The organism is Enterobacter sp. 18A13, from assembly GCF_007035975.1.
In the GTDB taxonomy this organism is placed as follows: Bacteria; Pseudomonadota; Gammaproteobacteria; order Enterobacterales; family Enterobacteriaceae; genus Enterobacter; species Enterobacter vonholyi.
Map to the genome: position 1 here is coordinate 1,029,149 of NZ_AP019634.1, position 20,490 is coordinate 1,049,638.

14 protein-coding genes are annotated in these 20,490 nt (G+C 58.3%); 10 read left to right on the forward strand and 4 right to left on the reverse strand.

The window, feature by feature from the left end:
• Positions 1-26 precede the first annotated feature (26 nt).
• The gene (gene mak, locus FOY93_RS05040; protein ID WP_143344746.1) at positions 27-932 is read left to right on the forward strand and encodes a fructokinase; all 906 of its coding nucleotides are present in this window, start codon (positions 27-29) and stop codon (positions 930-932) included.
• A gap of 76 nt (positions 933-1,008) precedes the next feature.
• Here the strand turns inward: mak and sbcC are convergent, their stop codons facing one another.
• Positions 1,009-4,140 (reverse strand): exonuclease subunit SbcC, encoded by a 3,132-nt coding sequence (sbcC, locus tag FOY93_RS05045; RefSeq protein ID WP_143344747.1) that lies wholly within the window; start codon positions 4,138-4,140, stop codon positions 1,009-1,011.
• Positions 4,137-5,342 carry an exonuclease subunit SbcD gene (gene sbcD, locus FOY93_RS05050; protein WP_143344748.1) on the reverse strand — a complete coding sequence of 402 codons (1,206 nt, stop codon included), beginning with the start codon at positions 5,340-5,342 and terminating at the stop codon, positions 4,137-4,139. The genes sbcC and sbcD overlap by 4 nt, the downstream gene beginning before the upstream one ends.
• Before the next feature lie 187 nt (positions 5,343-5,529).
• Here sbcD and phoB point away from each other — a divergent pair, with 187 nt between their 5' ends.
• From phoB to FOY93_RS05085, 7 genes are all read left to right on the forward strand, one after another.
• Positions 5,530-6,219 (forward strand): phosphate response regulator transcription factor PhoB, encoded by a 690-nt coding sequence (gene phoB / locus FOY93_RS05055; protein ID WP_008503265.1) that lies wholly within the window; start codon positions 5,530-5,532, stop codon positions 6,217-6,219.
• A 21-nt stretch (positions 6,220-6,240) separates the two neighbouring features.
• A complete protein-coding gene (gene phoR, locus FOY93_RS05060) occupies positions 6,241-7,536 on the forward strand; it encodes a phosphate regulon sensor histidine kinase PhoR (RefSeq protein WP_045909799.1) in 1,296 nt (431 codons plus the stop codon).
• Between the two features lie 409 nt (positions 7,537-7,945).
• Positions 7,946-9,265, forward strand: coding sequence for a branched-chain amino acid transporter carrier protein BrnQ (brnQ, locus tag FOY93_RS05065; RefSeq protein WP_111963434.1), 1,320 nt, complete (start codon positions 7,946-7,948; stop codon positions 9,263-9,265).
• Positions 9,266-9,346: 81 nt separating this feature from the next.
• Complete coding sequence (gene proY, locus FOY93_RS05070; RefSeq protein ID WP_008503261.1) at positions 9,347-10,720, forward strand: proline-specific permease ProY; 1,374 nt, start codon at positions 9,347-9,349, stop codon at positions 10,718-10,720.
• 163 nt (positions 10,721-10,883) lie between these two features.
• The gene (gene malZ, locus FOY93_RS05075; RefSeq protein ID WP_143344749.1) at positions 10,884-12,701 is read left to right on the forward strand and encodes a maltodextrin glucosidase; all 1,818 of its coding nucleotides are present in this window, start codon (positions 10,884-10,886) and stop codon (positions 12,699-12,701) included.
• Positions 12,702-12,787: 86 nt separating this feature from the next.
• Positions 12,788-15,403, forward strand: coding sequence for a DUF2339 domain-containing protein (locus FOY93_RS05080; RefSeq protein WP_143344750.1), 2,616 nt, complete (start codon positions 12,788-12,790; stop codon positions 15,401-15,403).
• Complete coding sequence (locus tag FOY93_RS05085; protein ID WP_143344752.1) at positions 15,400-16,785, forward strand: DUF3999 domain-containing protein; 1,386 nt, start codon at positions 15,400-15,402, stop codon at positions 16,783-16,785. The genes FOY93_RS05080 and FOY93_RS05085 overlap by 4 nt, the downstream gene beginning before the upstream one ends.
• A 43-nt stretch (positions 16,786-16,828) precedes the next feature.
• On the opposite strand, the gene FOY93_RS05090 is transcribed toward FOY93_RS05085, so the two are convergent.
• Together FOY93_RS05090 and acpH are read right to left on the reverse strand one after the other, a co-directional pair.
• Positions 16,829-17,431, reverse strand: a complete 603-nt coding sequence (locus tag FOY93_RS05090; protein WP_008503347.1) for a peroxiredoxin — start codon at positions 17,429-17,431, stop codon at positions 16,829-16,831.
• A gap of 127 nt (positions 17,432-17,558) precedes the next feature.
• The gene (gene acpH, locus FOY93_RS05095; protein ID WP_133293874.1) at positions 17,559-18,140 is read right to left on the reverse strand and encodes an ACP phosphodiesterase; all 582 of its coding nucleotides are present in this window, start codon (positions 18,138-18,140) and stop codon (positions 17,559-17,561) included.
• Between the two features lie 92 nt (positions 18,141-18,232).
• On the opposite strand from acpH, the gene queA reads away from it, so the two are divergent.
• Both queA and tgt read left to right on the forward strand, forming a co-directional pair.
• Complete coding sequence (gene queA / locus FOY93_RS05100) at positions 18,233-19,303, forward strand: tRNA preQ1(34) S-adenosylmethionine ribosyltransferase-isomerase QueA (protein ID WP_133293875.1); 1,071 nt, start codon at positions 18,233-18,235, stop codon at positions 19,301-19,303.
• 53 nt (positions 19,304-19,356) lie between these two features.
• Complete coding sequence (gene tgt, locus FOY93_RS05105; RefSeq protein WP_003859110.1) at positions 19,357-20,484, forward strand: tRNA guanosine(34) transglycosylase Tgt; 1,128 nt, start codon at positions 19,357-19,359, stop codon at positions 20,482-20,484.
• Positions 20,485-20,490: the final 6 nt, after the last annotated feature.

The following is a 20,490-nucleotide window of genomic DNA, read 5'->3' on the forward strand; positions in this document are numbered from 1 at the left end:
ATAATCAAAATAATGAGGAGAGTCTTGTGCGTATTGGGATCGATTTGGGTGGCACCAAAACAGAAGTTATCGCACTGAGCGAGCAGGGGCAGCAGCTGTTTCGCCATCGTCTGCCAACGCCGCGCGATGATTATCGCCAGACTATCGAGACGATTGCTCAACTGGTTGAGATGGCCGAGCAGGCGACAGGGCAAACCGGGAGCGTAGGGATGGGGATCCCGGGGTCGATCTCGCCGTATACCGGCGTGGTTAAAAATGCCAACTCCACCTGGCTCAACGGTCAGCCGTTCGATAAAGATTTGAGCCAACGTCTGAACCGGGAAGTGCGTCTGGCCAACGACGCTAACTGTCTGGCGGTCTCCGAGGCCATCGACGGCGCGGCGGCAGGTGCCCAGACCGTGTTTGCCGTGATCGTCGGTACCGGCTGCGGTGCGGGCGTGGCGTTTGGCGGACGCGCCCATATCGGCGGTAACGGCACCGCGGGTGAGTGGGGTCACAACCCGCTGCCGTGGATGGATGAAGACGAGCTTAAATACCGCGCTGAAGTGCCGTGCTACTGCGGAAAGCAGGGCTGTATTGAGACGTTTATCTCCGGTACCGGTTTTGCGACCGACTACCATCGCCTGAGCGGCCAGCAGCTTAAGGGAAATGAGATTATGCGTCTGGTCGAAGCACAGGATCCGGTGGCGGAGCTGGCGCTGAGCCGCTACGAAATGCGGCTGGCGAAATCGCTGGCCCACGTGGTGAATATTCTCGATCCAGACGTGATTGTGCTCGGCGGCGGCATGAGCAACGTCGACCGGCTGTACGCCACGGTACCGAACCTGGTGAAGCAGTGGGTCTTCGGCGGCGAGTGTGAAACCCCGATCCGCAAAGCTGTCCACGGTGACTCCAGCGGCGTGCGCGGCGCGGCGTGGCTGTGGCCGGAATAAAAGCAAATAGTGTTTATTCCCTCTCCCTGTGGGAGAGGGCAAGGGTGAGGGGCACCAGAACGCACCGTTCCACCCTTCACCCCACCGCAAATTCCTTATCCAGCCTGCTATACCCCAGCCCGTTAATTTTCTTCACCTTGATCTGCACCGGAATACGCTCTTTCATCGCCTCTACGTGGCTGATCACGCCGATGGTTTTCCCGGTGGCGTTCAGTGCGTCGAGCGCATCCAGCGCGGTATCCAGCGTTTCACTGTCGAGCGTGCCGAACCCTTCATCCAGGAACAGGGAATCGATCCGCGTTTTATGACTCACAAGATCGGAAAGCGCCAGCGCCAGCGCCAGGCTGACCAGGAAGCTCTCGCCGCCTGAGAGCGTGCGGGTATCGCGAACCGCATCCGCCTGCCACGTATCCACCACTTCCAGCTCCAGCGCGTCGCTGGCCTTACGCTGCAATAAATAACGCCCGTGTAGACGGTTAAGCTGCTGGTTAGCAAGCCAGACAAGATTGTCCAGCGTCAGCCCCTGGGCGAACTTGCGGAACTTGTCGCCGGTGCTCGAGCCGATCAGCGCGTTCAGGTACCCCCAGTCGTCTGCCTGGCGCGCGGCCTCTTCAATTTCCTGCATCAACGCCAGCTGGTGCTGCCGGTTATCGCTGTCCTGCTTAAGCTGCTGACGGATCTCACCCTGATGTGTGGTGTTCTCGCGAAGCCGTTGCGCCAGCTGCTGCAGCTGGCTTTGCAGCGCAGGAGCATCTTCGTTGAGCCCTTCCGGCCGCAGCGCCAGATGAGACTGCAGCTGTTGGTTCGCTTGCCCGCACAGCGCCGCAGCCTGCTGTATCTGGTTTTCCAGCGACTGCTTCAGCTGTTCGAGATGGCGAATGGCATCGTCATCCAGCAGGGCGGCAAGAAACGCGTCCTGGTCGGCAAAGCAGCTCGCCGAGAGCGCCGCGGTGAACTGCGTCTGCGACTGCTGCAGGCGCTCTTGCTCCAGCGCTTCCTGCTGCTGCTGCGCGGTGAGCTGGCTTTGCAGCGACACGCATTCGTCGTGGATGGCGCGCCAGTTATCAGGGATAACCGGTTCGGCGTCTTCGCTGTTCGTTGCCGGAAGCGCGTCGAGCAGCGGCTTCAGGGCGTTTATGCGTTCCTGAAGCACGCCGTGCTGCGCTTGCTTCTCCTGCCACTGCGCGAATTCAGCTTCACGGGCCTGAAGCCAGGCGGCTTCCTGACCCTCTTCAGGTGCGTTAAGTGAGAGCGCGAGCAGGGCATGTTCTAGCGCCTGGCGCGTGGCCGCCAGCTGCTGCTGATACTGCCGCTCCTGCGCTTCCTGTTCGTTCAACTGGTTCTGCAGGGTCAGCCGCTGGCTGAGCTGATAAAGCTGGCGCTCGTACTGTTCCTGTTCGTTCAGCCATGGCGCGATATCATCCTGAATATTCAACGCAATGTTCAGGGACGTGCAGGCCGCCATCCACTCTTTAGTGAGCGCTTGCTCTTCCTGAGAAAGCGTCTGCGCGTCGTCTGTTTCACGCTGGATCTGCTGAGTCAGGGCATTAACCTGTCCCAGCACCAGCAGGCCTTCCTCTTTAAGCGCGGCGACCTCTTTTTCCAGGGCATCACGGCGGCGCTGGTTATCCGTCAGCTCAAGCGACTGATATTGCTCAACGGCCGGATGTTCGCAGGAACCGCACAGCGGACAGGGTTTACCCGCCTCAAGCTGCGAACGGTAATGCTCCAGCTTCTTGATTGTTGCTTCGGTTTCGCACAGGGCTTTCAGGTCGAGATAGTGCTGGTTTTTTTCTTTGTACTGCTGGCGGCGCAGCGTCAGCGTTTCATTGAGTTTATTTTGTTCGGCCTGCGCCTTCTGCACGCTTTCACCGCTCTGACGCAGGCGCTTTTGCAGCGGCTGATAGCGGGCATGCAGCGACGTCAGCTGCTGGCGCAGCGTGCGTGACCGGGACTGCTGCTCCATGGCTACGCTGACTTCGTCCGCCGTTAGCGTCAGCGCATTTTCCGGCATCGCAACCAGCCTGTTGCGTAATTCACTTATCCGCGCCGCAAGCGAGGCTAACTGCGTTTTATCGCGGTTAAGCTGCGAGAACTGGGCACGCCATCCGGCGATCTCCTGCCCCAGCAGGCGATAACGCTCGTGCTCCGCCAGCCACTGCGCCAGCGCCGTCAGTTCGGTCTGAAGCTGCTCGTGGTTACGCAGGGCGGTATTGCGAATACGCGAACGCAGCGCGGTTCTGGCTTGTAAGCGAGTATTTACTTCGATAATACGCTGCTGCGTTTGCGTCAGGCGTGCGGTTTGTTCCTGCTGATGCTCCCAAAGCGGTCGAAGCTGGGCGGCGGGCAGAGCAAGCTGGAGTTTTGCCAGCTCAGGTGCTGCGTCCGCCAGCGCCTGTTGCGCATGCTGCTGGAGCGCGTTGACGCGCTGTTGCTCTCTTACGAGCTCTTCATGGCGCGTAAGCCACTGAAAATCTTTCTGTTGGCTTTGCTGCTGTTCCAGCAGGATTTTCTCTTCGTCAGTAAGTGCCTGCAAACTTTGCTGTAACTGCTGCTGTTGCTCTTCACTCAACAGCACGACGCCCGCCGCCTGCGCCTCGCATTTTTCAAGCACGCTGCGGGCGGCTTTGTGTTTTTCAAACACCATGGCGGAAATCTGGCCGTAGATCTCGGTGCCGGTCAGCTCTTCCAGTAGCTCGGCACGATCGCTCGGTTTGGCGTTGAGGAAGGCAGCAAACTGCCCCTGTGAGAGCAGCATCGAGCGGGTAAAGCGGCCATAGTCCAGCCCGGTGAGCGCGGCGGTTTGCTCCAGTTTATCCGTCACTTTGTCGGCCAGGATTTTGCCATCTTCGCAGCGCGCCAGCTCAACGCGCGGTGCCTGCAGGTTCCCGTCAGACTGGTTGCGCGCCCGGTTCTGGCTCCAGAAGGCGCGGTAGGCGATGCCTTTTACCTCGAACTCCACTTCCGCCAGGCACTCGGCGGTGTCGCGCGTCATCAGATCGTTTTGCGCCTGGGAGACCTTATTCAGGCGCGGCGTTTCGTGATAAAGCGCCAGACAGATGGCGTCGAGCAGGGTAGTTTTACCTGCCCCGGTCGCGCCGGTGATGGCAAACAGCCCGTTGCTGGCAAACGGCTCAGCGGTAAAGTCAATTTTCCACTCGCCCTTGAGGGAGTTGATATTTTTCAGGCGCAGGCTCAGAATTTTCACGCGTTTTCTTCCTCATCATTGAGCGCGTGCAGGGTATGGCTGAACAGTTCGCTGAGCCTTGCGCGCTTCGTGTCGTCGATTTCCTCCTGCGAGAGCCTGCGTTCAAACACCTCTTCAACCCGAAGCTCACTGAGCGTTTCGCGTTGAGCGCTTAACAGAATTTTCTCGCGCTGCTCGCGGCTGCGGCGCACCAGTAACACCTCTACCGGTAAGTCTTCGGTCAGTGCCTGGATTTTTCGCTGCATATCGTGCAGGTAGTCGTCGGTGGTGATTTCGATATCCAGCCAGACGGGGGGATCTTGCTCGACGCCGCGCCACTGCTCCAGCTGGGCGGTAATGGCGTCGAGATCGCCCTTCAGCACCGCCAGCGGCTGGGTGACGGGTACCTCCAGTGTTTCGACGGCGCTGAGTTTGCCCTCGCTAAAACTCACCAGATGCACGGATTTGGCTTTGCCCGTTTCGTCAAAGCTGAGCGAAACAGGTGAGCCACAGTAGCGGATATGCTCGCAGCCGCCGATGACCTGAGCGCGGTGGATGTGGCCGAGCGCGATGTAGTCGGCTGGCGGGAAGTTTTGCGCCGGAAAGGCATCCAGCGTGCCGATATAGATGTCACGCACGGCGTCACTTTTACTGGCCCCGACCGTGGTGAGATGCCCGGTTGCAATCACCGGAATCGGCTGGTCACCCCGCAGTGCACAGGCTTCGGCGTGCTGCTGGTGGTAATAGTCGGTGATGGCCTGTAATAAATGCTGCTGCTTTTCCGCACCCGACAGCCCCGCCTGGCTTTGCACGATGTCGCGCGGACGTAAAAACGGTATCGGACACAGCACCGCCCCCGGCGACCCGTCGCGTTTTTTCAGGATCTGCGGGGCGTGCCCGGCGCTGGCGACGACGGTGGTATTGAGAAACGCCAGGATGTCGCGGGATTCATTCAGCGTTGCGACGGAATCGTGGTTGCCGGCGACAATCACCAGATGACACCCTGTTTGCTGCAAATTCACCACGAAGCGGTTGTACAGCTCGCGCGCGTAGCTCGGCGGCGAGCCGGTATCAAAAATATCTCCCGCCACGATAATCGCGTCCACCTCATGCGTCCGGGCCTTTTCCAGCAGCCAGCCCAGGAACGCTTCATGTTCAGCCGCACGGCTTTTGCTGTAAAAATTTTGACCCAGATGCCAGTCCGAGGTGTGAAGTATGCGCATAGCTGATCCGTGGCAAAAAAGAGAAAGCAGGATTATAAACGTTCAGAGAAGGGAAAATAACCGCTGTAATAAAACAACGGTTTGCCCGTTAACGTGGTACTGTTTTTCATAAATCTGTCATAAATCTGACGCATAATGGCGCCGAATTACAAACTTGTAACGTAAATAAGATAAGACAGGGCAAAGTATGGCGAGACGTATTCTGGTCGTAGAAGATGAAGCTCCAATTCGTGAAATGGTGTGCTTCGTGCTCGAGCAAAACGGCTTCCAGCCGGTTGAAGCGGAAGATTATGACAGCGCAGTGAACCAGCTGAATGAACCCTGGCCCGATCTGATTCTGTTGGACTGGATGTTGCCCGGCGGCTCCGGACTGCAGTTTATCAAACACCTGAAACGTGAAGCGCTGACCCGCGATATCCCGGTTGTGATGCTCACGGCGCGCGGAGAAGAAGAGGATCGCGTGCGCGGTCTGGAGACCGGTGCGGACGATTACATTACTAAACCGTTCTCCCCAAAAGAGCTGGTGGCTCGCATTAAAGCCGTGATGCGCCGTATTTCGCCGATGGCGGTGGAAGAGGTGATCGAAATGCAGGGGCTGAGCCTTGATCCTACTTCTCACCGTGTGATGACCGGTGAAAATCCCCTCGACATGGGGCCTACCGAATTTAAACTCCTGCACTTCTTTATGACCCACCCGGAGCGCGTTTACAGCCGCGAGCAGTTGCTGAATAACGTCTGGGGAACTAACGTGTATGTCGAAGACCGGACGGTTGATGTACATATTCGCCGCCTGCGAAAAGCACTGGAATTGAGCGGCCACGATCGCATGGTGCAGACGGTCCGCGGCACGGGTTATCGTTTTTCTACCCGTTTCTGAACAATGACAGGAGTATGACGCGTGCTGGAACGTCTGTCATGGAAAAGGCTCGTCTTTGAACTGATCTTATGCTGTATTCCGGCCTTCATTCTGGGGGCCTTTCTTGGACACCTGCCGTGGTTTCTGCTGGCGTCGGTCACCGGGCTGTTGATCTGGCATTTCTGGAATCTGCTGCGCCTCTCCTGGTGGCTGTGGGTTGACCGAAGCATGACGCCGCCGCCGGGAAGCGGCAGCTGGGAGCCGCTGCTTTACGGTCTGCATCAGATGCAGATGCGTAATAAAAAGCGTCGCCGCGAGCTGGGAAGCCTGATTAAGCGTTTTCGCAGCGGTGCAGAGTCGCTGCCGGATGCCGTGATCCTGACCACCGAAGAAGGGACGATCTTCTGGTGTAACGGCCTGGCGCAGCAGCTGCTGGGCCTGCGCTGGCCGGATGACAATGGCCAGAATATCCTCAACCTTCTGCGCTATCCCGAGTTCACGCTGTATCTGAAAAAGCGTGATTTCACCCGTCCGCACAATCTGAAGCTCAATAATGGCCGCCATCTGGAAATACGCGTGATGCCCTACAGCGATAAGCAGTGGCTGATGGTGGCGCGCGATGTTACCCAGATGCACCAGCTGGAAGGGGCGCGTCGCAACTTCTTCGCCAACGTCAGCCACGAACTGCGAACCCCGTTGACCGTGCTGCAGGGCTACCTGGAGATGATGCAGGAGCAAACGCTGGAAGGTGCGCCGCGTGAAAAAGCGCTGCACACCATGCGCGAGCAAACGCACCGGATGGAAGGCCTGGTGAAGCAGCTGCTGACGCTCTCGAAGATTGAAGCGGCGCCAACGCTCGCGCTAAATGACACCATTGATGTCCCGATGATGCTGCGGGTCGTGGAGCGTGAAGCGCAGACGTTAAGCCACAAAAAGCATCACCTGACCTTTGACGTCGACAACACGCTGAAGGTGCTGGGCAGCGAAGATGAGCTGCGCAGCGCCATTTCCAACCTGGTGTATAACGCGGTGAATCATACGCCGGAGGGGACGGATATCGTGGTGCGCTGGCACCATACCCCAACGGGGGCCGAGTTTAGCGTGGAGGACAACGGGCCGGGGATTGCGCCGGAGCATATTCCGCGTCTGACCGAGCGCTTCTACCGTGTGGATAAAGCGCGATCGCGCCAGACGGGCGGAAGCGGCCTGGGGCTGGCAATTGTGAAACACGCGGTGAATCACCATGAAAGCCGTCTCGATATTCAGAGTACGCTGGGTAAAGGAACCCGCTTCAGTTTCGTTATTCCGGAACGATTAATTGCCAAAAAGATCGCCTGACGGCGGGCGTGTCATTTTACCTTTCCACGGGGCAGCCATCGCTGGCCCGTTTGCTTTGCAGTCAAGCGAAACGCGGATGAATTTTATACGGCTGGCTGTTTTTTGTTCGCATGATTAGCCATGGGTTTTTCTTATAAACAGCGTATTGTGCTGGTGCGTGTTTTCATGCTGGCATATTGTTCTGGTTTTGCGATTCCACCTTGCCTTTAAACGTTATAAGCGTTTAAATTGCGCCCCAGATACTGTCAGACCGACTGTATTTGCGTGGTAAATCGAAAAACTATTCTTCTCCACGCCAGGACGGGAGCATTTCCCGCTGAAATTGAGCAAATTTTCGGCTGTATCGTCCCGTGAGGGATATCGAAAATCTCAATGTTTTCAACACCACATCCACAGGCAGTAAGGTTTTATGACCCATCACTTAAAATCGCGTGACATCATCGCGCTGGGCTTTATGACATTTGCGCTGTTCGTTGGCGCAGGCAACATCATTTTCCCTCCAATGGTTGGCTTACAGGCGGGTGAACACGTCTGGACCGCCGCGTTTGGTTTCCTGATTACTGCCGTGGGTCTGCCGGTGCTGACCGTCATCGCGCTGGCGAAAGTCGGCGGCGGTGTTGATAGCCTCAGCACCCCGATTGGCAAAGTGGCGGGCGTTCTGCTGGCAACCGTCTGCTATCTCGCCGTTGGCCCGCTGTTTGCGACCCCGCGTACGGCAACCGTGTCCTTCGAAGTGGGTATTGCTCCCCTGACCGGTGACGGCGCGATGCCGCTGTTTATCTACAGCCTGATCTACTTCGCGATCGTGATTCTGGTTTCCCTCTATCCGGGCAAGCTGCTGGATACCGTGGGTAACTTCCTGGCTCCGCTGAAAATTGTGGCGCTGATTGTTCTGGCGGTAGCGGCCATCGTCTGGCCCGCCGGCCCGATTAGCGACGCGATGGACGCCTATAAAAATGCCGCGTTCTCTAACGGCTTCGTGAACGGCTACCTGACGATGGATACGCTAGGCGCGATGGTGTTTGGTATCGTTATCGTTAACGCCGCGCGTTCCCGCGGTGTGACCGAAGCGCGTCTGCTGACCCGCTACACCATCTGGGCCGGCCTGATGGCTGGTGTGGGGCTGACCCTGCTGTATCTGGCGCTGTTCCGTCTGGGTTCTGATAGCGCCATGCTGGTTGAGCAGAACGCCAACGGTGCGGCTATCCTTCACGCCTACGTGCAGCACACCTTCGGCGGTGCGGGCAGTATGCTGCTGGCAGCGCTGATCTTCCTAGCCTGTCTGGTTACCGCGGTTGGCCTGACCTGCGCCTGCGCAGAGTTCTTTGCACAGTATCTGCCGCTTTCTTACCGCACCCTGGTGTTTATCCTCGGTATCTTCTCCATGGCGGTGTCTAACCTCGGTCTGAGCCACCTGATTCAGGTCTCTATTCCGGTGTTGACGGCGATTTATCCGCCGTGCATCGTACTGGTAGTGCTGAGCTTTACTCGTCCGTGGTGGAACAACTCTTCACGAATTATTGCGCCAGCCATGTTTATCAGCCTGATTTTTGGTATCCTTGACGGGATTAAAGCATCAGCTTTCGCGCACATACTGCCGGCATGGACACAGCGTCTGCCGCTGTCCGAGCAGGGTCTGGCCTGGTTGATGCCTACCGTTGTTGCACTGGTTCTGGCGATTATCTGGGACCGTGCTGCAGGGCGTCAGGTCGCATCGAACGCTCATTAATCAACGGCAACAAACTGTTTAACCACGGGGCTTAAGGCCCCGTGGTTTTTTGTTTTTTTCGTGTTGAATGGCAAGATTTAAATGGAAAGCACTAACAAACTTAAACGTGGATTGAGCACGCGCCACATCCGCTTTATGGCGCTGGGCTCTGCTATCGGCACCGGTCTTTTTTATGGCTCGGCAGATGCCATCAAAATGGCCGGTCCTAGCGTTCTGCTGGCGTACATTATCGGCGGCGTGGCGGCGTATATCATCATGCGCGCCCTCGGCGAAATGTCGGTTCACAACCCCTCCGCCAGCTCATTCTCCCGCTACGCGCAGGAAAACCTCGGCCCGCTGGCCGGGTTTATCACCGGCTGGACCTACTGCTTCGAAATCCTGATTGTTGCGATTGCCGACGTGACGGCGTTTGGCATCTACATGGGCGTCTGGTTCCCGGCGGTACCGCACTGGATTTGGGTGCTGAGCGTGGTGCTGATCATTTGCGCCGTCAACCTGATGAGCGTGAAGGTGTTCGGCGAGCTGGAGTTCTGGTTCTCCTTCTTCAAGGTCGCGACCATCATCATCATGATTGTGGCCGGTTTCGGGATTATTATCTGGGGGATTGGCAACGGCGGGCAGCCGACCGGGATCCACAACCTCTGGAGCAACGGCGGCTTCTTCAGCAACGGCTGGCTCGGGATGGTGATGTCGCTGCAGATGGTGATGTTCGCCTACGGCGGTATCGAGATTATCGGTATCACCGCCGGGGAAGCGAAAGATCCGGAGAAATCCATTCCGCGCGCCATCAACTCTGTGCCGATGCGTATTCTGGTGTTCTACGTGGGTACGCTGTTCGTGATCATGTCCATTTACCCGTGGAATCAGGTAGGCACCAACGGTAGCCCGTTTGTCCTGACCTTCCAGCATATGGGCATTGCGTTTGCGGCCAGCATTCTGAACTTTGTGGTGCTGACCGCGTCGCTTTCGGCGATTAACAGTGACGTCTTTGGCGTAGGCCGTATGCTGCACGGCATGGCGGAGCAGGGCAGTGCGCCGAAGGTGTTCGCCAAAACCTCACGCCGCGGCACGCCGTGGGTGACCGTCGTGGTGATGACCGTGGCGCTGCTGTTCTCGGTTTACCTGAACTACATCATGCCGGAGAACGTCTTCCTGGTGATTGCATCCCTGGCGACCTTCGCAACCGTCTGGGTGTGGATCATGATCCTGCTGTCGCAGATTGCCTTCCGCCGTCGCCTGTCGCCGGATGAGGCGAAAGCGCTGAAGTTCAAAGTACCGGGCGGCGTTGCGACGACCGTCGTGGGGCTGATCTTCCTGGTGTTTATCATTGGCCTGATTGGCTACCATCCGGACACCCGCATTTCACTGTACGTGGGCTGCGCGTGGATTGTGCTGCTGCTGGTGGGCTGGGTGTTTAAATGCCGCCGCGACCGTCAGCTGGCGGAAGCGCAGTAATCTTTTTTTCTCCCTCTCCTTGTGGGAGAGGGTTGGGGTGAGGGCATCAGGCTGCACTGGTGCCTCCTCCCCCGTCCTCCTCCCCCAATAAATCCCATCATGGTGAGCTATCCTTAACCACCCTGTGGCAAGGTGACGTCAATTTCATCAAAGGGGATTCGTGATGTTAAACGCCTGGCACCTTCCGGTTGCCCCATTTGTTAAGCAAAACAAAGACAACCTTGTGATTACGCTCTGGCTGGCGGGGGAAAATCAGCCTGAACGCGTGACGCTCCGCGCCGAAATCGATAACGAAGAGACCGGGTTGAAAATGCACAAGCTGCGCAGCCAGCCGCAGCCTGGCATCACGGCCTGGCGGGCGAATATCGACCTGCGCAGCGGGCAGCCGCGCCGCCGTTACAGCTTTAAGCTTTTATGGAACAACCGCCAGCTGTGGTTTACCCCGCAGGGATTTAATCGTTTCCCGCCCGCACGGCTGGAACAGTTTGCGGTCGATTACCCGGATAACGGCCCGCAGTGGGTTAACGATCAGGTCTTTTACCAGATTTTCCCGGACCGTTTTGCGCGCAGCGAAAAGCGCACTGCCGACCAGGATAAGATCTATCACCACCATGCGGCGGGTCATGACATTATTCTGAAAGCGTGGGACGAGCCATTAACCGCGCAGGCGGGCGGATCGACCTTCTACGGCGGCGATCTCGACGGCATCAGCGAAAAGCTGCCGTACCTGAAAAAACTCGGCGTGACGGCGCTGTATCTCAACCCGGTGTTTAAAGCCCCGAGCGTACACAAATACGATACCGAAGATTATCGCCACGTTGACGCGCAGTTTGGCGGTGACGAGGCGCTGCTGCGCCTGCGTAGGAACACCCAAAACGAAGGCATGCGCCTGATTCTGGACGGCGTGTTCAACCACAGCGGAGATTCGCATACGTGGTTTGACCGGCATAACCAGTCGATGGACGGGGCATGTCATAACCCGGACTCGCCGCAGCGCGACTGGTACAGCTTTAACGAGGAGGGGCGTGCGCTGGACTGGCTGGGTTACCCAAGCCTGCCGAAGCTGGATTTCCAGTCGCCGTCTCTGGTGAACGAGATTTACGGCGGGGAAGACAGCATCGTGCGCCACTGGCTGAAGGCACCATGGAATATGGACGGCTGGCGCCTGGACGTGGTGCATATGCTCGGTGAAGCGGGCGGAGCGCGGAATAACCTTCAGCACGTCGCCGGGATCACGCGCTCGGCGAAAGCGGCTCAGCCGGAGGCGTTCGTTTTTGGCGAGCACTTTGGTGACGCGCGCCAGTGGCTGCAGAACGATGCGGAAGATGCGGCGATGAACTATCGCGGCTTTACCTTCCCGCTGTGGGGATTCCTCGCCAACACCGATATCTCCTTCGATCCAAATCATATCGACGCGGAAACCTGCATGGCGTGGATGGAGAACTACCGCGCCGGGCTGTCGCATCAGCAGCAGCTGCGGATGTTTAACCAGCTCGATAGTCACGACACCGCGCGCTTGAAATCCCTGCTCGGCAAGGATGTCGCGCGTCTGCCGCTGGCGGTGACCTGGCTCTTTACCTGGCCGGGCGTGCCGTGTATCTACTACGGAGACGAGGTGGGGCTGGACGGCAACAACGATCCGTTCTGCCGCAAAACTTTCCCCTGGGAGCCAGCGAAACAGGACAAGGTGCTGTTCAGCCTGTATCAGCGCCTGGCGAAGCTGCGTAAGCAGAGTCTCGCCCTGCGCTATGGCGGCTGTCAGGTGGTGTACGCCCACGATAACGTGGTGGTGTTTGCTCGCATCTATAACCAGCAGCGCGTGCTGGTGGCGATAAACCGGGGCGAGGCCTGCGAAGTGGTACTGGATGATTCGCCGCTGCTGAAGGTGGCAGCGTGGAAGAGTAAAGAGGGCAAGGCGACGATTCAGGACGGCGTGCTGGCGCTGCCTGCGATATCCGCGACGATCTGGTTCGGCAGCTAATGCGCTAATGTTTCCACCTTTTAAGATGGCGCAAATGCAACGATTTGTGTCAATCTTAACAGATCGTTTACGGTGAAGGTGGAAACATGGACGAGCTTTACATCCTTGGCTGTTTATTCCTGGTTTTTGCGCTGCTGGTTGCGCCCGTGCTTGCGGTTATCGGGTTTAACCGAAGTACGGCAGCGCGGCAGGAGATAGCCCTGCTGCGCCAGCGCATAGAGGCGCTTGAGCAGCGCGGCGTGCCTCAGAACGCGTCGGAACCGGTGCAGACCGCCGCGCCGGAGGCAATTACCGCGCCAGTGGTGGAGGACGCTCCCGCGCCTGTCGACCCCTGGCGACCCGATATTCCCGCAGCGGTGGCAGAACCCGCTCTGGCGCCTGCGCCAGCGGCAAAACAGCCTTCAGCCTTTGGCGGCATCCTGACGTCGCTTGCGCGCTGGTTCATGCAGGGCAATCCGCTGGCGAAGCTTGGCATTCTGCTGCTCTTCCTCGGCCTCTCTTTTCTGCTGCGCTATACCGTCGAACATTCCCTGTTCCCGCTTGAGCTGCGCCTCGTGGCAACGGCGCTGTTTGCCGTTGTTCTGCTGGCGATTGGGTGGCGGGTGCGGCACAGGCAGCGCGTCTATGCGCTGATCCTCCAGGGCGGGGCGACCGGCGTGCTCTACCTGACGGTGTTTGGTGCATTCCGGCTCTGGCAAATGTTGCCGATGACGCTGGCCTTTACGCTGCTGGTAGTGATTTGCGCGGCAAGTGTCGGGCTGGCAGTGCTGCAGAAGGCGCTGAGTCTTGCCATGCTGGCGAGCCTTGGCGGATATCTCGCGCCGCTGCTCTTATCTACTGGGGGCGGTAGCTTTGTCGCACTTTTCTCTTTCTATCTTCTGCTGTCCATCGGCATTCTCGCGATCAGCATCTGGCAGCACTGGCGCGAGCTGAACCTGCTCGGGCTGCTGTTTACGTTCGGCGTGGGCGGCCTGTGGGGGCTGAATGACTACCAGCCTGAAGACTATTGGATCTGCCAGCTGTTCCTGATTGCCAATACGCTGATATTCGGCGTGCTGAGCGTGGCGCTGTCGCTGCGGGCGCAGGAGAAAGGGAAGCAGATTATCGACGGCGTGCTGCTGTTCGCCCCGCCGCTGATCGGCTTCGGGATGCAGTACGGCATGACCCGACACTGGGAATATGGCCCGGCGCTGAGCGCGCTGGGATACGGAGCATTTTATCTCACCCTCGCATACCTCGCGCTGCGTCGCTATCACTCCCTCGGACGACCGCTGGTCATGGCGGCGCTGGCGATCGGCGGCGGGTTTGCCACGCTCGCCATTCCGCTGGCGCTGTCGGCGCGCTGGACGGCGATGGCCTGGGCGCTGGAGGGGCTGGGGATTCTCTGGCTGGGCGTGCAGCAGCATCAGCGTCGCATGAGCTATAGCGGGACGGCGCTGCTGGTGCTGGCGCTCGGCAGCGCGCTGTGGGCACAAACGGACGGCGTTACGGCGCTGAGCCTGTTCCTCATCTTCGCCATCCTCAGCCTTTGCTGGCTGGCTGCGGCCTGGCTGTGGCGGACTCTCTTCCTGCCGGTCAGCTGGGCGCTGCTGGCAGGCGGGCTGCTGTTCTGGATAGTGGCGCAGCTGGGCGCGTCGCAGCTGGTACTGACGAAGGAATTACCGATTCTGGCGGGCGTGCTGGCGCTGACGGCGGCGTCGGTCTGGGGCTGGCGGCAGGTGGCTGCTCGCCTGACGTGGCGGGAGCTGAACGCCAGCAAATGGCTGCTGTGGCCGGTTATGCTGCTGATGGTGGGTTATCAGCTCTGGCATCAGCAGATCGTTACCGCCGGCTGGTCAAACCTGGCCTGGTGCGTTGCGCTTCCTGCCGCGCTAATGCTGTTGCGGCGCGATGGTGAAAGACTCCTGCCGCGCATCGCGATGGGGCTGCATTTGTCGCTGTTCTGGATGATTTTGCTGGCGCTGGCCGCGGAGCTTTACTGGTTTGCCCGGTCTCTGCCGTGGGGAATGGCGGCCTGGGGAAGCGGATTAGCGATGGCCGCAGGTGGCGGGATTATTATGGCACTTTCTGCAGCCGTACGGCGTCGCGTGTGGCCGTTCCGGGAGTGGCCTGCGCTCTATGCGTGTCTGGCACCGATCCCTGTCGTCGTGGCGCTGCTGGTATTGCTGGTGGTGACCAATTTCCAGGACGGCGTGGTCTATCGTCAGACCTGGCTGCCGCTGGTGAACCCGCTCGAGGAAGGTGCTGCGTTCGCGTTGCTGGGGCTGGTGGTCTTTTATCGGGTGGTGGATCGCTACTACCCGTCATGGCTTGCGCAAGCGCGCCCGTGGCCTGCCGTCGCGATTATGGCGTTTGGCTTCTGGTGGCTAAACGGTGTGCTGATGCGCGCCCTGGCCTGGTACGGCGACGTGGCCTGGAATATGGCATCGCTGTGGGATTCGCGGCTGATCCAGACAAGCTTTGCCCTGTTCTGGATGTTGAGCGCGCTGGTGGTCATGATCCATGCCACCCGCAGGGCTTCCCGGCAGGAGTGGCTTTGCGGTGCCGCGCTGCTGGGTGTGGTGATGGTGAAACTGATGCTGGTGGACAGCGCGGGCGGAGGCGGTCTGTCGCGCGCGGTGGCGTTTATCGGCGTGGCGATACTGGTACTGATAGTGGGCTATTTCTCGCCGCTACCGCCAAAAACAGGAGATGAAAAATGAAATGGATGAAAGCGGTTGCGTGTACCGCGCTACTGGCGCTTTCCGGCCCGGCGTTCTGCGACGAAATACCAACGGAATCGCCCCGTGACTATGCCTTTGGTCGTTCACTCGACACGTCCGTTCCTTCCCGGTGGTATCGGGTAATGCTGCCGCTTGCCGTCTATGAGCAAAGCACGTCGCCGGATCTGCACGATGTCCGCGTCTTTAACCAGTCGGGTGAGCCGGTTCCCTTTAGCCTGATCGCCGCTACGCGCCCGCAGGCGACAGCGCAATCCACGGCGCTGCGCCTCTTTCCGCTTGACGCCTCGCCGCTCGCGGCTGGCTCAGACGCCGGTGACAGCGATAAGATCCGGCTCCGTTCCCGAAACGGCATTGAGATTGTGCTGGAGGGGCAAAAAGCCGCCGCCGTCGGGCAACATTACCTGCTGACCCTGCCGGAGCAGACGACGGGTGAGCTGGCTATATCCCAGCTGCAGCTCCTCTGGAATACCCATGAGACGCCGTGGCAGGGAACGGCGTCGGTCTATTACAGCGAGGATCTCAAGCGGTGGTATACCCTGCGCGAGGATATGCCGCTGCTGGACGTCGTCAGCGGTCAGGATCGTCTTAAGCTCGATCGGCTCGATACCGATACGGTTTTATCTCCCGATGCGAATCGCTATCTCATGGTGGTGCTGAATACGCAGAGCCAGGGGGTAACGTTGACCGGCGTAAACGCAATCAGCGCACCTGCCCAGGCGGCCCCGGAAGAGATTAGTCTTGAAGGGGAAGGTGAGCAGCTATCGACAAGTGAAGCTCAGTGGCGCTGGGCGCGCCCGCAGCCGCTGAGTGCTGTCAGCATCTCGCTGAACGGCGATGGCGTCCTTCCCGTGGAGATAGCGTGGCGGAGTACCGAAAAAGAGGCATGGCACCCCCTGAAGAAAGAAGTGATTTACCGTCTGGAGGGGAAAACGTCCGGACCGGTTTCGCTTAGCGGGGGCCCGGTGCAGGCAGTGAAAATCACGACGCTGAATGCGCGTCTGCCAGAATACCTGCCGAGCGTTACGGGGCATCGCGACCGCTATGATCTTGTGTTCAACGCGCAGGGGAAAGCGCCGTACGTCCTCGCATGGGGCAACGGTGCCGCAAAGCCTGCCAGCGTGGAGCCTGACATGCTGATCCCAGCCGACCTGAGCAAGACCTATGATATGGCGAACCTGCCGCAGGTCGATATTGTGGATGATGTCGCGTTGGGCGGCGAGGGGCGGCTGAACGCCACCTCTGCAGCTGAGCGGGCGAGCTGGATGAACGCCCTGCTGGTATGGGGCGTACTGATTGCGGGCATGATCCTGCTTGCGGGCATGGCCTGGCGCATCTGGCGAGAGACGCAGCGTAAGGCATAAAAAAAGGCCCGCATAAGCGGGCCTTTTTCGTAAACCGTGCCGATTACAGGCTGGATACGTTCTCAGACAGGTATTTAGCTACGCCGTCTGGGGAAGCAGCCATACCTTCTTTACCTTTTTCCCACTGAGCCGGGCACACTTCGCCGTGCTCTTCGTGGAACTGCAGCGCGTCAACCATGCGCAGCATTTCGTCGATGTTACGGCCCAGCGGCAGATCGTTCACAACCTGGTGACGAACGATGCCGTTCGCGTCGATCAGGAAGGAACCGCGCAGCGCAACGCCAGCGTCCGGATGTTCGATACCGTAAGCCTGCTGGATTTCGCGTTTGATGTCCGCAACCATTGCGTATTTCACCGCACCGATGCCGCCTTTGTCGACAGGGGTGTTACGCCATGCGTTGTGTACAAACTCAGAGTCGAAGGAGACGCCAACAACTTCCACGCCACGCTTCTGGAATTCTTCATAACGTTTGTCGAATGCGATCAGCTCAGACGGGCAAACGAAAGTGAAGTCCATTGGCCAGAAGAACAGAACGGTCGCTTTACCGTTGGTGTGCTGTTTGAAGTTGAAGTTTTCAACGATTTCACCGTTGCCCAGAACTGCTGCAGCTGTAAAATCCGGAGCCGGACGAGTTACCAGAACCATATGATTCTCCTGTAGATACTAAGGTTATTTGGAACGCAACGCGAGACAGTATAGAGAGTGTGCATGGATAAGACAAAGAGGTGGTGACAATCGTTCCGCCAGCTTTTACCTATCAATGTGAATTCTGTTACAGCTGTTTGTTTTTCGCCTGCACCATCATGCGCGGGTAAAACTGCCAGAAGCGGGTCTCCAGCGCATCGTAATGTTTATCCAGGTCATACCAGGAATCCCGCAGCGCATCCAGGCGCGGGCGACGGCTCGCCATCCCATTCAACACGTTCTGAATGAAGTCCATCTCACGATAGCGCTCCAGCCAGCGTTCTGACCACAGGTAGTTATTCAGATTCACAAAGCGCGGCGGCGAGTCGGGCAGAATGATCGACACCTGCTGATGGGCATAACGCACAAATTCCGGCAGGGATAGCTCCGGCGAGAGCTGTGCCCAGTGGCGCGACAGGAAGTGATCCCACATCACGTCGAGGGTAATCGGCGCAACGCGGCGCGTTTCCGGCCGAAACCACGCTTTGGCTTCCGTCACTTCCGGCAGCTTATCCGTCAGCACGTCGATGCGGCGGTGCATAAAAATCCCGTCGACAACCTCAGGGGAGTAGTCTTCTGCGGGATTACCGCGTACGAAATCGGCCAGCAAATTGCCCGAGAGGGAGCTGTCAGCAAGGTGCGCGAGATGCAGGTGAGCGAGAAAATTCATGCGTTTTATTTGTCCGGGGGCGGCTAGTTGTTGCAGCAAAAGGGTGTGAGCACTAGACTATGCCGCCTGTTTTTAAGTCACGAGTATACGTCATGCGCGTCGCCGATTTCTCCTTTGAACTACCTGAATCCCTGATTGCTCACTATCCCATGCCTGAGCGCAGCAGCTGTCGCTTACTGTCACTGGATGGGCCAACGGGCGAGCTGACGCACGGTACTTTCACCGATTTGCTCGACAAGCTCAACCCTGGCGATCTGCTGGTCTTTAACAATACCCGCGTGATCCCGGCGCGCCTGTTCGGCCGTAAAGCCAGCGGCGGCAAGATTGAAGTGCTGGTCGAACGTATGCTCGATGATAAACGTATTCTGGCACATATTCGCGCATCTAAGGCGCCAAAGCCGGGCGCGGAGCTGCTGCTGGGCGATGATGAGAGCATCAAGGCGACCATGACCGCGCGCCACGACGCGCTGTTCGAGGTGGAGTTCAACGACGAACGCACGGTGCTCGATATCCTGAACGCCATCGGCCACATGCCGCTGCCGCCGTATATTGAGCGTCCGGACGACGAGGCCGACCGCGAGCTGTATCAGACCGTCTACAGCCAGAAGCCTGGCGCCGTCGCTGCGCCGACCGCGGGCCTGCATTTTGATGAGCCGCTGCTGGAGAAACTGCGCGCGAAGGGCGTGGAGATGGCGTTCGTGACGCTGCACGTCGGCGCGGGTACCTTCCAGCCGGTGCGCGTGGACAGCATTGAAGATCACATCATGCACTCTGAGTATGCTGAAGTGCCTCAGGACGTGGTGGACGCGGTGCTGGCGGCGAAAGCGCGCGGCAGCCGCGTCGTGGCGGTTGGTACGACGTCCGTGCGCTCACTCGAGAGCGCCGCGCAGGCGGCTAAAAACGGACTTATCGAGCCATTCTTTGGCGATACGCAGATCTTTATCTACCCGGGCTATCAGTACAAAGTGATTGACGCGCTGGTGACCAACTTCCATCTGCCTGAATCGACGCTGATTATGCTGGTTTCCGCGTTTGCCGGTTATCAGCACACTATGGCGGCCTACAAGTCTGCGGTAGAACAAAAATATCGCTTTTTTAGCTACGGGGACGCGATGTTTATCACGTACAATCCGCAGGCTTTGAATGAGCGTGTCGGGGAATAAGTCCGCGGCACCGTGTTACAACGTTGGACTGTTTTTCTGACGTCGGAGAAAAAATGAAATTTGAACTCGATACCACCGACGGTCGCGCGCGTCGCGGTCGCCTGGTGTTTGATCGCGGCGTGGTGGAAACCCCCGCGTTTATGCCAGTGGGCACGTACGGCACCGTAAAAGGGATGACGCCGGAAGAAGTAGAAGCCACGGGCGCACAGATTATCCTCGGCAACACCTTCCACCTTTGGCTGCGTCCGGGTCAGGAGATCATGAAGCTCCACGGCGATCTGCACGATTTCATGCAGTGGAAAGGCCCAATCCTGACCGACTCCGGCGGCTTCCAGGTCTTCAGCCTGGGCGATATCCGCAAGATCACCGAGCAGGGCGTTCACTTCCGTAACCCGATCAACGGCGATCCGATTTTCCTCGATCCGGAAAAATCGATGGAGATTCAGTACGATCTCGGCTCTGACATCGTAATGATCTTCGACGAATGTACGCCATACCCGGCCGACTGGGATTACGCCAAGCGTTCAATGGAGATGTCTCTGCGCTGGGCGAAGCGTAGCCGTGACCGCTTTGACTCCCTGCAGAACAAAAATGCGCTGTTCGGCATTATCCAGGGTAGCGTTTACGAAGATTTACGCGATATCTCTGTTAAAGGTCTGGTAGAGATAGGTTTTGATGGCTACGCTGTCGGCGGTTTGGCTGTGGGTGAGCCGAAGGAAGACATGCACCGCATTCTGGAGCATGTCTGCCCGCAAATCCCGGCGGATAAACCACGATACCTGATGGGCGTGGGTAAACCGGAAGATCTGGTTGAAGGCGTACGCCGCGGCATTGATATGTTCGACTGCGTCATGCCAACCCGCAACGCGCGTAACGGCCATTTGTTCGTTACCGATGGCGTGGTGAAAATCCGTAACGCGAAGCATAAGAGTGACACCAGCCCGCTCGATTCCGAGTGCGATTGCTATACCTGTCGCAATTATTCTCGCGCGTATCTGCATCATCTCGATCGTTGCAACGAGATTTTGGGCGCGCGTCTCAATACCATTCATAATCTTCGTTATTATCAGCGCTTAATGGCTGGTTTACGTAAGGCTATCGAAGAGGGTAAATTAGAGAGCTTCGTGACCGATTTCTACCAACGTCAGGGGCGGGATGTTCCACCGTTGAACGTTGATTAATTTTAA

Excerpts from the sequence above, each read along its gene's own strand:
- sbcD (WP_143344748.1), bottom strand. The coding sequence starts at position 5,342 with ATGCGCATACTTCACACCTCGGACTGGCATCTGGGTCAAAATTTTTAC.
- phoB (WP_008503265.1), top strand. The coding sequence starts at position 5,530 with ATGGCGAGACGTATTCTGGTCGTAGAAGATGAAGCTCCAATTCGTGAA.
- brnQ (WP_111963434.1), top strand. The coding sequence starts at position 7,946 with ATGACCCATCACTTAAAATCGCGTGACATCATCGCGCTGGGCTTTATG.
- proY (WP_008503261.1), top strand. The coding sequence starts at position 9,347 with ATGGAAAGCACTAACAAACTTAAACGTGGATTGAGCACGCGCCACATC.
- malZ (WP_143344749.1), top strand. The coding sequence starts at position 10,884 with ATGTTAAACGCCTGGCACCTTCCGGTTGCCCCATTTGTTAAGCAAAAC.
- FOY93_RS05080 (WP_143344750.1), top strand. The coding sequence starts at position 12,788 with ATGGACGAGCTTTACATCCTTGGCTGTTTATTCCTGGTTTTTGCGCTG.
- FOY93_RS05085 (WP_143344752.1), top strand. The coding sequence starts at position 15,400 with ATGAAATGGATGAAAGCGGTTGCGTGTACCGCGCTACTGGCGCTTTCC.
- FOY93_RS05090 (WP_008503347.1), bottom strand. The coding sequence starts at position 17,431 with ATGGTTCTGGTAACTCGTCCGGCTCCGGATTTTACAGCTGCAGCAGTT.
- acpH (WP_133293874.1), bottom strand. The coding sequence starts at position 18,140 with ATGAATTTTCTCGCTCACCTGCATCTCGCGCACCTTGCTGACAGCTCC.
- queA (WP_133293875.1), top strand. The coding sequence starts at position 18,233 with ATGCGCGTCGCCGATTTCTCCTTTGAACTACCTGAATCCCTGATTGCT.
- tgt (WP_003859110.1), top strand. The coding sequence starts at position 19,357 with ATGAAATTTGAACTCGATACCACCGACGGTCGCGCGCGTCGCGGTCGC.